The sequence below is a fragment of the Pseudomonas sp. R11F genome (genome assembly GCF_050312575.1).
GTDB classification, from domain to species: Bacteria; Pseudomonadota; Gammaproteobacteria; order Pseudomonadales; family Pseudomonadaceae; genus Aquipseudomonas; species Aquipseudomonas palleroniana.
This window is the reverse complement of record NZ_JBNPJU010000039.1, coordinates 39,607-51,434: the sequence shown is the minus strand read 5'-3', so window position 1 is coordinate 51,434 and position 11,828 is coordinate 39,607. Positions and strand designations below refer to the sequence as shown.

Sequence of the window (11,828 nt, the reverse complement as noted above, 5' to 3'; positions counted from 1 at the left end):
GAGCAAGCTCGCTCCTACAGAGAGATAGGTCACAACCAGATGGCGTCCCACAGCGGGTACTGGCCAATATGTTTGACCAGTCCTGCTCGCAAGGGATTGGCCACGATGTAACGGGCCATGGCCTTCAAGTCTTCCTCCCGACGAAGTGCACGGTCGAAATAGCCCTTTTGCCATAAGCTCCCGAACGAACACCTGGCCTTATTAATCGCACGGGCACTACGCGACTTGGTGATACGCATCAACCTCGGCAAGTCGCCGTTATGCAACTCGACCAGCCAGTGAAAGTGGTCAGGCATGACTACCCAGGCCAGCGAAGTCGCCTCCCCCTCTTCCTGGGCCGCCCTGAACTCACTGACAAGCAACCGGCCGATGCGCCAGTCCTGAAAGACACATTGCCGTTGATGAGTCACCACAGTAATCAGGTAAATGCGGCCCGACTCCGAATAGCGCCCGGCGCGTAGCCTATGTGCATGTTGTTGAGTGGACATTCCATCGTCCTCTTCCGTGAGTGGAAGAGAAACGGTAGGCGTTGCGGCGTCGATGGGCCTTTAAACAGTGGTTCTGAATATGTCCCGCCCCTGTAGGAGCGAGCTTGCTCGCGAAAAACCCATAGACGACGCGGGCTATCTGATAGCGCCGCGACTTCGCTGACGTTTTTCGCGAGCAAGCTCGCGCCTACAGGAAGACGGTGTAGAATCGGCCCTATTCATCGCCAGTCATCCCCCGGCGGGTTTATGAGCTCAAGGCCACTGCGCGCGGCGATCCCGTAGCGTTTGAGGCAACTTCCGGACACCACGGCCATTTTTCGGGTGTTCCTGACGTCAATAGAGGCTCACTTCCCTTTAGTACCTGATTAGCCGCCCGGAGTGCTCCATGCCAGATTACCGCTCGAAAACATCCACCCACGGCCGCAACATGGCCGGTGCACGCGCACTGTGGCGTGCCACGGGGATGAAGGATGACGACTTCAAGAAGCCGATCATCGCGATTGCCAACTCGTTCACCCAGTTCGTACCGGGCCACGTCCATCTCAAGGACCTGGGCCAGTTGGTCGCCCGCGAGATCGAACGCGCCGGCGGTGTAGCCAAAGAGTTCAACACCATCGCCGTGGATGACGGCATCGCCATGGGCCATGACGGCATGCTGTATTCCCTGCCGAGCCGCGAGATCATTGCCGACTCCGTGGAGTACATGGTCAACGCCCATTGCGCCGACGCCATTGTGTGCATCTCCAACTGCGACAAGATCACCCCCGGCATGCTGATGGCGTCCCTGCGCCTGAACATCCCGGTGATCTTCGTGTCCGGTGGCCCGATGGAAGCCGGCAAGACCAAACTCGCCTCCCACGGCCTCGACCTGGTCGACGCCATGGTCATCGCCGCCGATTCCAGCGCTTCTGACGAGAAGGTCGCGGAATACGAGCGCAGCGCTTGCCCGACCTGCGGCTCGTGCTCCGGCATGTTTACCGCCAACTCGATGAACTGCCTGGTGGAAGCCCTGGGCCTGGCCTTGCCGGGCAACGGTTCCACGCTGGCCACCCACAGCGACCGCGAGCAACTGTTCCTGCAGGCCGGCCGCACCATCGTCGAGCTGTGCAAGCGCTACTACGCCGAGAACGATGAGTCGGTGCTGCCGCGCAACATCGCCAACTTCAAGGCGTTCGAAAACGCCATGACCCTCGACATCGCCATGGGCGGGTCCACCAATACCATCCTGCACTTGCTGGCTGCCGCCCAGGAAGCCGAGATCGATTTCGACCTGCGCGACATCGACCGGTTGTCCCGCAACGTGCCGCAACTGTGCAAGGTCGCGCCGAACATTCAGAAGTACCACATGGAAGACGTGCACCGTGCCGGCGGGATCTTCTCGATTCTCGGCTCGCTGGCCCGTGGTGGCCTGCTGCATACCGACCTGCCGACCGTACACAGCCGTAGCATGGAAGAAGCGATCGCCAAGTGGGATATCACCCAGACCCGTGACGAAGCGGTGCATCACTTCTTCAAGGCCGGCCCTGCGGGCATTCCGACCCAGACCGCATTCAGCCAGTCGACCCGCTGGGAAACGCTGGACGACGACCGGGAAAACGGCTGCATCCGCAGTGTCGAGCACGCCTACTCCAAGGAAGGTGGCCTGGCCGTGCTGTACGGCAACATCGCCCTGGACGGCTGCGTGGTGAAAACTGCCGGTGTGGATGAGTCCATCCACGTGTTCGAAGGCAACGCCAAGATCTTCGAAAGCCAGGACAGCGCCGTACGCGGCATCCTCGCCGACGAAGTAAAAGCAGGCGATATCGTGATCATCCGCTACGAAGGCCCGAAAGGCGGCCCGGGTATGCAGGAGATGCTCTACCCGACGTCCTACCTGAAATCCAAGGGCCTGGGCAAAGCCTGCGCCCTGCTGACCGACGGCCGCTTCTCCGGCGGCACCTCAGGCCTGTCCATCGGACACGCCTCTCCGGAAGCCGCCGCCGGCGGCGCGATTGGCCTGGTGCAGGACGGCGACAAAGTCCTGATCGACATTCCGAACCGCTCGATCAACCTGTTGATCAGCGATGAAGAACTGGCTGCGCGCCGGGTCGAGCAGGACAAGAAAGGCTGGAAGCCGGTGGAAAAGCGCCCACGCAAAGTCACCACCGCGCTGAAGGCTTACGCCCTGTTGGCCACCAGTGCCGACAAAGGTGCGGTGCGTAACAAGGCGATGCTCGACGGCCTGTAAGCCTCCCCCATAAAAATGCCCCGCCAAGTGCGGGGCATTTTTTTGCCGGGAGTATTCTCCAAAACACTGGAGGTCAATTGTGGGAGGGGGCTTGCTCCCGATAGCGGTAGTCCAGCCAACCCATGTATCGACTGACACTCTGCTATCAGGAGCAAGCCCCCTCCCATATCACTCCTGGTTACTGAATCTCGTCCGGCTTGACGATCACCCAGTTCTTGTCCGCCGTCACCGGCAACCCTTCCTTGGCCTGCGCCGCCGCGTGCTTGGCCATCATGCCGTTGAGCTGGGTCATGTACTTATCCTTACGGTTGACCCATAAGTGGATGCCGCCCTTGGCCACGTCCACATCGTGAAACAGCATGTAGCCATCGCTGGTTGGGGTATCCCCCCCGACGATCACCGGTTTTTTCCATTCGTCGATGTAGGTGAGGATCGCGGCGTGTTTGCCGGCCATCCAGGTCGCCGGGGTCCACAGGTAGGGGGTGAGTTCCAGGCCGAGGTTGGCCTTCTCATCATATTTGCCGGCCGTGATCTGCTTGCGTGCGGTGGTCAGCTCGCCGGTCTTGCGATCCTTGAGCAGGGTGCTCACGCCGATGACATTCTCAGGCTTGACGTTGTAGCCGTACTTCGGATCGGCAGCGACCATGCGTACCAGTTCCTCCGAGGCCGCCGTCATCACGTACACCTCGATGCCGTTCTCCATCAGCTTGTTGTACAGCTCGGCCTGGCCGGTGAACACCTTCGGCGGCTGGACCTCGGAGGTCTTCACCACATCACCTTCGTAATAGGTGACCGGCACGGGCTTGCCGGAGGCCATCAGCTCATCCACGTAGCCCTTGAGTTCTTTGAGGGTGAAGCCGGCAAAGATCTGCGCCACCCAGGGGTAGCAAACCATGTCGTCGACTTCGCAGAGGCGATAGTAGTAGCTGAACAGGCTTTCCTTGTGGTCGGCGGTATCTTTGAACGGGATCAGCTTGAGGGAAGGGTCCATGGTGTCGCGGGTGATCAGGCCCTTGTTTTCAAGGTAGGGCAACAGGGACTCTTCGAGGTCGTAGCGGTAGCTGGTGTTATCCATGTCGAATACCGCGAAATTACCTTTGTTGGCGTTCGCGGCGATCATCTTGTTCAGTTGCTCGGCGGCAGGCGCCGGCCAATGCTTCAACTCGGTGGCGGCAGATGCCTGGCTGGCGAGGCCGAGGCAGAAGGCGGCGGCAAGTAATGTTGGCGCGAGCTTCATAAGCGTTTTCTCCCTGGGTCAAAGACATCGACGCTAACAAATCTGTATGACAGTTATCGCCCGAGCACGACCGCTTACATCGTGATCACGCCAAAGGCATGTGCCTGAGCGTCAGACGCTTATTCCAAAAACGACAGATACCATTCCATATCGGTATTAAATCAATATATTTCAAGCTGTTAGGCTTCCCGGTTCGCAATCGCAGGCTCGTGCGATTGGCTGCCTTCTCAACGGAGCTTTAATGAATCTGCCCCTGATTCTCAACTTACTGGTGTTCGTGGCCCTGTTGCTGGGCCTGGCACAAACCCGTCGGACCCAATGGAGCCTCGCCAAAAAGGTCCTGTTCGCCCTCGCCCTGGGCGTGGTGTTTGGTACGGTCCTGCACACGATCTACGGTGACGGCAATCCAGTCCTCAAGGCGTCCATCGGCTGGTTCGACCTGGTCGGCAACGGTTACGTGCAACTGCTGCAAATGATCGTGATCCCGCTGGTATTCGCTTCGATCCTGAGTGCCGTGGCGCGCCTGCATAACGCTTCTTCCCTGGGCAAGATCAGTTTCCTGACCATCGGCACGCTGCTGTTCACCACCGCGATTGCGGCGCTGATCGGCATCGGCCTGACCAATCTGTTCGGCCTCACCGCCGAAGGCCTGGTAGCCGGCACCCAGGAAATGGCCCGCCTGCAAGTGATCCAGAGCGATTACGCCGGCAAGGTCGCTGACCTGAATATCCCACAGTTGCTGCTGTCGTTCGTGCCGGCTAACCCGTTTGCCGACCTGGCCCGGGCCAAGCCGACGTCGATCATCAGCGTGGTGATTTTCGCCGCCTTCCTCGGGGTTGCCGCGCTGCAGCTGCTCAAGGACGACGTGGAAAAAGGCCAGAAAGTGCTCAACGCCATCGACACCCTGCAAGCCTGGGTGATGCGCCTGGTGCGCCTGGTGATGAAACTGACGCCTTACGGTGTATTGGCGCTGATGACCAAAGTGGTCGCCGGCTCCAACCTGCAAGACATCATCAAGCTCGGCAGTTTCGTGGTGGTCTCGTACCTGGCCCTGGGCCTGATGTTCGTGGTGCATGGCCTGCTTCTGTCGCTGGCCGGGATCAACCCGTTGCGCTTTTTCCGCAAGGTGTGGCCGGTGCTGACGTTTGCCTTTACCAGCCGCTCCAGCGCGGCGGCGATTCCGCTGAGCATTGAGGCGCAAACCCGTCGGTTAGGCATCCCGCAATCCATCGCGGGGTTTGCGGCGTCGTTCGGCGCAACCATCGGCCAGAACGGTTGCGCAGGGCTTTATCCCGCCATGCTGGCGGTGATGGTTGCCCCGACCGTGGGCATCAACCCGCTGGACCCGCTATGGATCGCAACCCTGGTGGCGATTGTGACCTTGAGTTCGGCTGGCGTTGCCGGTGTAGGCGGCGGTGCAACCTTTGCCGCGCTGATCGTGCTGCCGGCCATGGGTCTGCCGGTGTCACTGGTGGCGCTGTTGATTTCCGTGGAGCCGCTGATCGACATGGGCCGCACGGCGTTGAACGTGAACGGGTCGATGACGGCGGGTGCGATTACCAGCCAGATCATGGGGCAGACGGATAAAGCGCTGCTGAATGCCGATGAGCATGCCGAGTTAGCGCAGGCCTGATAGACCGCTATCGGAAGCAAGCCCCCTCCCACACTTGAGTGCATTCTCATGTTGCAACGCGTTCAAATGTGGGAGGGGGGCTTGCTCCCGATGCTTTAAGCTTTTTCCCAGACTTCGAAGGTGTACGCCGGCTTATCACCGTCGGCCGGGTTCTCGACATTCGAAACCAGCTTCCACTGGTTCAAATCAAACTCCGGAAACCACGCATCCCCTTCCGGGCTCAGCGCCACGCGCGTCAGGTACAAGCGGTCCGCCTGTTCCAGCCCCTGCGCATACAGCTGCGCGCCGCCGATCAGCATCAGCTCATCCGCGCCTTGCTCCAGCGCCCACGCCTCGGCGCACTCGACCGCCGCGTCCAGTGATGGAAAAACTTGCGCACCTTCAAGCTCAAGATCGGTCTGACGGCTGACCACGATGTTCAAGCGCCCCGGCAACGGTCGACCCAGGGAGTCCCAGGTCTTGCGCCCCATGATGATCGGCTTGCCAAGCGTGGTGGCCTTGAAATATTTGAAATCCCCCGGCAAATGCCAGGGCATGCTGTTGTCGACGCCGATCACACGGTTTTCACCGAGGGCTGCGATCAGGCTTAAAGGGAGAGTTTTTTTCATGGCGACGAGAATACCAGAGCCACGAGCCAGGGGTTATGCTCCAGGCTCACTGACACAACAGGATGGCGCGTGACGGCACTGAACCCACTGCACACACTCTGGCTGACGGAAACCGTGCGCCTGCGTGAAGAACACGCCGGCCCCCTGGAAGACCTGGAAGCCAACCGCCTGGCCCGCACGGCCGGTGGCGACCTGCCGACGCGTATTCAACAGCGCGCCCTGCACCTGGCCGAACGCGATGGCCTGACTGCCGCCCTGACCCGCTGGCTGCAAGGCGCGCGCCTGGCATTGGTGTTGCTGGCGATCGTCGCGATCGTCAGCGGCGCCGGCCTGGCCTTTGCCGCGCTGGGCAACGGGCTGGCCCCGGTCAACGTGTTCTGGGCCTTGGGCAGCCTGCTCGGCTTGAACCTGATCCTGCTGGTCAGCTGGGCCTTGGGCCTGCTGTTTGCCGGTGAGCACGGTGCCAGCCTGGGACGCCTGTGGCTGTGGCTGAGCGAAAAGCTCGCACGCGACGCCAAGGCCGCTCAGTTGGCGCCTGCGCTGTTGCTCTTGCTGCAACGGCAGAAACTCAACCGTTGGGCTGTGGGCGTGCTGGTCAACAGCCTTTGGCTGTTGGCGCTGCTCAGTGCCATGGTGACTTTGCTGACGCTGCTCGCTACCCGACGCTATGGTTTCGTGTGGGAAACCACCATCCTCGGCGCCGACACCTTCGTCGCCGTGACCCAGGCCCTGGGCGCCCTGCCCGGGTGGCTGGGCTTCAATGTGCCGACGGTCGAGATGATCCGTGCCAGCGGTGACTCCGCGTTGAATATCGAAAGCGCCCGCCAGGCCTGGGCCGCGTGGCTGGTCGGGGTGTTGCTGGTGTACGGCATACTGCCCAGGCTGATCCTTGCCCTGCTGTGCCTGTGGCGCTGGAAACGCGGGCGCGCCGCCCTGCGCCTGGACCTCAACCTGCCCGGCTACAGCCAATTGCGCGAACGCCTGATGCCGAGCAGCGAACGCCTCGGCGTCAACGATGCCGCACCGGAGCAATTGCACGCCGTCACCGGCGGCGTCAGCGAACTGGAAAGCGACGGCGCCTTGCTGGTAGCCATCGAGCTGGACGATCAGCACCCCTGGCCCCCCAAATTGCCGGCCGGCGTCAAAAACGCCGGGATCCTCGACAGCCGCGAGTCGCGCAACAAGCTCCTGGAACAACTCAGCCGCTTCCCGCCGGCACGCCTGGCCATCGCCTGCGACCCACGCCGCTCACCCGACCGTGGCAGCCTGGCATTGATCGCAGAACTTGCGCGCAGCGCCGCCGCCACCCGCGTCTGGCTGCTGCAAGCGCCTCCCGGCCAAGCCCTGGATGCCGAACGCCTGGGTGACTGGCACGCCGCACTGCAACAACTGGAGCTGCCTTTCGCCGACTGCGCACCGCTGAACTGGCTGGAGACCGGTCATGACTAAACCGCTGAAACTCGCCGTGGTCGGCCACACCAATGTCGGCAAGACCTCGCTGCTGCGCACGCTGACCCGGGATGTGGGCTTCGGTGAAGTCTCCCATCGCCCCAGCACCACACGGCATGTCGAAGGTGCGCGGTTGTCGGTGGACGGCGAAGCCTTGCTGGAGCTGTACGACACACCCGGCCTGGAAGATGCCATCGCCCTGCTCGACTACCTGGAGCGCCTGGATCGCCCCGGCGAACGCCTCGATGGCCCGGCGCGCCTGGCGCGCTTCCTGGACGGCAGCGAAGCGCGCCAACGTTTCGAACAGGAAGCCAAGGTGCTGCGCCAATTGTTGGCCTCGGACGCCGGCCTGTATGTGATCGATGCCCGCGAGCCGGTGCTGGCCAAGTACCGCGATGAGCTGCAAGTACTGGCCAGTTGCGGCAAGCCGTTGCTGCCGGTGCTCAACTTCGTCAGCAGCAGCGACCACCGCGAGCCGGACTGGCGAGAGGCCCTGGCCCGCCTGGGCCTGCATGCACTGGTGCGCTTCGACAGCGTAGCGCCACCGGAAGACGGCGAACGGCGCCTGTATGAAAGCCTGGCACTGCTGCTGGAAAACGCCCGGCCGCAGCTGGAACGGTTGATCCTCGACCAGCAAGCCCAACGCCAGGCCCGCCAGCAAAGTGCTGCACGCTTGATCGCCGAGCTGTTGATCGACTGCGCCGCTTGCCGTCGCAGCGTGGTTACCGAAGATGAGCAGCAAGCCATCAGCGATTTGCGCAAGGCCGTGCGCCAGCGCGAACAGAAATGTGTGGAAGCCTTGCTCAAGCAGTTCGGCTTCCGAGCGCAGGATGCCGCCGCCAGTGACCTGCCACTGCTCGACGGCCGCTGGGGCGACGACCTGTTCAACCCGGAGACGCTCAAGCAACTGGGCGTGCGCGTCGGGGGCGGGATCGCCGCGGGGGCGGCGGCCGGTGCCGGTGTCGACCTGCTGGTCGGCGGCCTGACCCTGGGCGCCGCCGCCCTGGCCGGTGCGATTGCCGGTGGCGCACTGCAAACCGCGCGCAGTTATGGCAGCCGCCTGTTGGGCAAGATCAAAGGCCAGCGCGAACTGACTGTGGACGACAGCGTGTTGCGCCTGCTCGCCCTGCGCCAGCGCCAGTTGCTCAAAGCCCTCAACCTGCGCGGTCATGCGGCTATGCACAGCATCAAGGTCGATACGCCCCAGGACAAAACCTGGCGCGAAGGCAAGTTGCCGGACGCACTGCATAAAGCCCGCGCCCATCCGCAATGGTCGTCCCTCAACCCCCACGCCAAGCTCAGCCAGGCTGAGCGCCAGGAGCAAGTTGAAGCGCTGGCCCTGCGCCTCGACGAAACCTAAGTCGCCAATACCTGCCGGGCCTTGCCCTTGAGCACCTCGAGGTCGAGCACCGGCACGTGCATCTGCTTGGCCTGCTCGTCCCAATAGCGCAGGCGCAGGCTGACCTGGCAGAGCGGGTCTTGCTCGAAAGCCCGCGCTTCTTCTGCCGTCATCACCCCCCCTTGGTACTCCAGGGTACGGCGGCTGGCTTCGCTCAGGCGGGTGTAATAGTCGGGCTGGCTGAAGGTCAGGTAGCGCTTGGCTTGCACGTGATATTCCACCAGCCTGGCCATGCGTTCGCTGAACCCGGCCCGGCGCAAATAATCCGCGCCCAGCCGCTCATGGCTGACCACACCATAACCGCCCATATTTTCGCCGCCCTGGCCGCACAGGTGCCCGATATCGTGAAAAAACGCCGCCAGCACCACTTCATCGTCAAAACCCTCAGCCATTGCCCACTGCGCGGCCTGGGACATGTGCTCGATCTGCGACACCGGCTCGCCGATGTAATCCGCCGCGCCATGCCTTTCGTATAAACCGAAGACTTCGGCAATCGCCTGCTCGGGGTTCATGACGCCGCGCCCCACAACGCGCTGATATTGCGTTCGGCCAGCGCCGGCCCCACGCTCATGCCCACACCGGTATGCATCAGCGCTGCGCTCACCCCCGGCGCCACGCGCAGGAATGAGAACGGCCCGGGACCGCGTGAGCCGTAGACACCTTGCCAGCGCTCCACCACCTGGATCTTGCACCCCAAGGTCTGCTCAGCCAGTTCGATCATCCAGTCATCGACCTGTTCGGCGTTGAACGGCGATGCATCGCGGCCGTAGTCGTGGGAATCGCCGATGATCAGTTCGCCATGAGGGGTCGGGCTGATCAGCAAGTGAATACCGTGTGCCGCCAGGTGAGGCGCTTCACGCAGGATCTGCGCCTGCACCGATGCAGCTTGCGGCAAGTCGGCGAAGGCGCCGTAGTGCACACAGCTAAGGCCGGTGAGCAACGCATGTTGCAGGTTCAGATTGACCGCCGGGCACGCCCGCAGCATTTGCAAGCGGCAGATCTGCGGGTTGAGTTCGGCCATCGCCTCGGCCAGCAGCGTCTGGTAGTCATGGCCGGAGCATACGATGACCTGCTCGCCACGAAAGCTGCCTGCCGTGGTGTGCACATGGCCCGGTTCGACGTCGCGTACCAAGGTGGAAAAGTGAAACTCGACCTTGAGCGTTTGGGCCAGATAGGCGATCAGTGCCGGAATCGCTTCGCGGGAATACAACTGCTGGTCGTCCTTGCCGTGCAGCGCGGCGCGATGATGGCGGAACTGGCCGCCATACAAATCCTTCATCGCCGCGCCCTGCAGCAGTTCGACGTTGTAACCATACTCTTGCGCGCGACCTGCACAAAAGGCTTCCAGAAGCTGTTCTTCGGCTTCGGTGCGAGCGAACAAGTATGAGCCGTTGCGCTTGAGTTGCAGGCCCGCCACTTGGGCCCAATGGCCCCAGATGTCACGGCTTTGCCGCGCCAGGTCGAGCATCGGCCCTGGCGGCTGGCCGGTGACCAGCGCCTGGCCGAAGTTGCGCACCGAGGCGCCGAGCGGTGTGGCGCTACGCTCGAAGACCGTTACCTTGAGCCCGCGTTTGGCGGCGGCGTAGGCGTGGGACAGGCCGAGGATGCCGGCGCCAACAATCAACAGATCACTACTCATGCATTCCTCTCGTTCCCACGCTCCGCGTGGGAATGCATCCTGTGACGCTCTGCGTCACAAATTCGGGAACGGACGCGGAACGTCCAGGGTGGCGTTCCCACGCAGAGCGTGGGAACGATCGGTTATTGTTTTTCGGACTTGCCGTCATAGCGCTTGCGCCATTCGCTGAGGATGCTGTCGCGGTTCTTCGAGGCCCAGGCAAAGTCGTTCTTGATCAGGCGCTGCTCGTAGTCGGCCGGCAGCTCGGTCTGCGGCTTGGCGATGCCCGGTTGGGCCAGGACAGCGAAATTGTCCTTGTACAGCTCCATCGCGGCAGGGCTGGCGGAGAAGTCGGCAAGTTTTTTCGCCGCATCGGCGTGAGCAGTACCCTTCATCACGGCCGTTGCTTCAATGTCCCAACCCAGGCCCTCTTTCGGCAGGATGATGTCCAATGGCGCCCCCTGGCGCTTGAGCTGCACCGCTGGGTACTCGAACGAAATACCAATCGGGAACTCCCCCGAGGCGGCCAGCTTGCACGGCTTGGAACCGGAGTGGACGTACTGGCCGATGTTCTGATGCAGTTCGTCCATGTACTGCCAACCCTGCTTTTCACCGAAGGTCTGCAACCAGGCGCTCACATCGAGGAAGCCGGTGCCGGACGACGCCGGGTTGGGCATCACGATCTTGCCCTTGTACTCAGGCTTGGTCAGATCCTGCCAGCTCACCGGCTTGGTCAGGCCCTGTTTCTCGGCCTCGACGGTGTTGAAGCAGAGGGTCGCCGCCCATACGTCCATGCCGACCCAGGCCGGTGGGTTGGCGGGGTCGCGGTAATTTTTGCCGATCTTGCCCAGGTCCTTGGGCGCGTAGTTCTCCAGCATGCCCTGCTGGTCGAGGATCGCCAGGCTCGAAGCTGCCAGGCCCCACACTGCATCGGCTTGCGGGCGATCTTTCTCGGCCAGCAGCTTGGCCGTGATGATGCCGGTGGAGTCGCGCACCCACTTGATCTCGACGTCAGGGTTGGCCTTTTCGAAAGCCTGCTTGTAGGTCTTCAACTGCTCGGCTTCGAGCGCCGTGTACACCGTCAGTTCGGTCTTGGCGAAGGCATTCAGGCTGAATGCCGTGAGTACCGCAGCGACCAGCGCCAGGGGCTTGAACATGGAGCACCTCCT

Annotated in this window: 10 protein-coding genes; 4 read left to right on the top strand and 6 right to left on the bottom strand. The window is 62.3% G+C overall.

The annotated features are described in order from the left end of the window. Positions 1–29: 29 nt before the first annotated feature. Positions 30–488: an REP-associated tyrosine transposase gene (locus ACQRBV_RS10850; RefSeq protein WP_060753491.1), complete on the bottom strand. Its 459-nt coding sequence runs from the start codon at positions 486–488 to the stop codon at positions 30–32. 385 nt (positions 489–873) lie between these two features. On the opposite strand from ACQRBV_RS10850, the gene ilvD reads away from it, so the two are divergent. Continuing rightward, entirely contained in the window at positions 874–2,715 is a 1,842-nt protein-coding gene (gene ilvD / locus ACQRBV_RS10845; protein ID WP_104994945.1) for a dihydroxy-acid dehydratase, read from the top strand. Between the two features lie 178 nt (positions 2,716–2,893). Here the strand turns inward: ilvD and ACQRBV_RS10840 are convergent, their stop codons facing one another. Continuing rightward, the gene (locus tag ACQRBV_RS10840; RefSeq protein WP_090368182.1) at positions 2,894–3,952 is read right to left on the bottom strand and encodes a phosphorylcholine phosphatase; all 1,059 of its coding nucleotides are present in this window, start codon (positions 3,950–3,952) and stop codon (positions 2,894–2,896) included. A gap of 241 nt (positions 3,953–4,193) precedes the next feature. Here ACQRBV_RS10840 and ACQRBV_RS10835 point away from each other — a divergent pair, with 241 nt between their 5' ends. Beyond that, positions 4,194–5,585 (top strand): L-cystine transporter, encoded by a 1,392-nt coding sequence (locus tag ACQRBV_RS10835; protein ID WP_060753495.1) that lies wholly within the window; start codon positions 4,194–4,196, stop codon positions 5,583–5,585. Positions 5,586–5,680: 95 nt separating this feature from the next. Here ACQRBV_RS10835 and ACQRBV_RS10830 read toward each other — a convergent pair whose 3' ends face one another. Beyond that, complete coding sequence (locus ACQRBV_RS10830) at positions 5,681–6,193, bottom strand: dihydrofolate reductase (protein ID WP_060753496.1); 513 nt, start codon at positions 6,191–6,193, stop codon at positions 5,681–5,683. A 69-nt stretch (positions 6,194–6,262) separates the two neighbouring features. Between ACQRBV_RS10830 and ACQRBV_RS10825 the strand changes: the two genes are divergently transcribed. Both ACQRBV_RS10825 and ACQRBV_RS10820 read left to right on the top strand, forming a co-directional pair. Then, positions 6,263–7,642: a DUF2868 domain-containing protein gene (locus ACQRBV_RS10825; protein WP_411985417.1), complete on the top strand. Its 1,380-nt coding sequence runs from the start codon at positions 6,263–6,265 to the stop codon at positions 7,640–7,642. After that, positions 7,635–9,002 carry a DUF3482 domain-containing protein gene (locus ACQRBV_RS10820; protein WP_090368175.1) on the top strand — a complete coding sequence of 456 codons (1,368 nt, stop codon included), beginning with the start codon at positions 7,635–7,637 and terminating at the stop codon, positions 9,000–9,002. Before ACQRBV_RS10825 ends, ACQRBV_RS10820 begins: the two co-directional genes overlap by 8 nt. On the opposite strand, the gene ACQRBV_RS10815 is transcribed toward ACQRBV_RS10820, so the two are convergent. From ACQRBV_RS10815 to ACQRBV_RS10805, 3 genes are all read right to left on the bottom strand, one after another. Continuing rightward, on the bottom strand, positions 8,999–9,553 hold the full coding sequence (locus tag ACQRBV_RS10815; RefSeq protein ID WP_411985416.1) for a phosphonate degradation HD-domain oxygenase: 555 nt from the start codon (positions 9,551–9,553) through the stop codon (positions 8,999–9,001). The two genes, ACQRBV_RS10820 and ACQRBV_RS10815, sit on opposite strands and share 4 nt — an antisense overlap. Then, the gene (locus ACQRBV_RS10810; RefSeq protein ID WP_411985415.1) at positions 9,550–10,680 is read right to left on the bottom strand and encodes a TIGR03364 family FAD-dependent oxidoreductase; all 1,131 of its coding nucleotides are present in this window, start codon (positions 10,678–10,680) and stop codon (positions 9,550–9,552) included. The genes ACQRBV_RS10815 and ACQRBV_RS10810 overlap by 4 nt, the downstream gene beginning before the upstream one ends. Positions 10,681–10,802: 122 nt before the next feature. Beyond that, entirely contained in the window at positions 10,803–11,816 is a 1,014-nt protein-coding gene (locus tag ACQRBV_RS10805) for a putative 2-aminoethylphosphonate ABC transporter substrate-binding protein (protein WP_161548637.1), read from the bottom strand. Between the last annotated feature and the right edge of the window lie 12 nt (positions 11,817–11,828).

Excerpts from the sequence above, each read along its gene's own strand:
- ACQRBV_RS10850 (WP_060753491.1), bottom strand. The coding sequence starts at position 488 with ATGTCCACTCAACAACATGCACATAGGCTACGCGCCGGGCGCTATTCG.
- ilvD (WP_104994945.1), top strand. The coding sequence starts at position 874 with ATGCCAGATTACCGCTCGAAAACATCCACCCACGGCCGCAACATGGCC.
- ACQRBV_RS10840 (WP_090368182.1), bottom strand. The coding sequence starts at position 3,952 with ATGAAGCTCGCGCCAACATTACTTGCCGCCGCCTTCTGCCTCGGCCTC.
- ACQRBV_RS10835 (WP_060753495.1), top strand. The coding sequence starts at position 4,194 with ATGAATCTGCCCCTGATTCTCAACTTACTGGTGTTCGTGGCCCTGTTG.
- ACQRBV_RS10830 (WP_060753496.1), bottom strand. The coding sequence starts at position 6,193 with ATGAAAAAAACTCTCCCTTTAAGCCTGATCGCAGCCCTCGGTGAAAAC.
- ACQRBV_RS10820 (WP_090368175.1), top strand. The coding sequence starts at position 7,635 with ATGACTAAACCGCTGAAACTCGCCGTGGTCGGCCACACCAATGTCGGC.
- ACQRBV_RS10815 (WP_411985416.1), bottom strand. The coding sequence starts at position 9,553 with ATGAACCCCGAGCAGGCGATTGCCGAAGTCTTCGGTTTATACGAAAGG.
- ACQRBV_RS10810 (WP_411985415.1), bottom strand. The coding sequence starts at position 10,680 with ATGAGTAGTGATCTGTTGATTGTTGGCGCCGGCATCCTCGGCCTGTCC.
- ACQRBV_RS10805 (WP_161548637.1), bottom strand. The coding sequence starts at position 11,816 with ATGTTCAAGCCCCTGGCGCTGGTCGCTGCGGTACTCACGGCATTCAGC.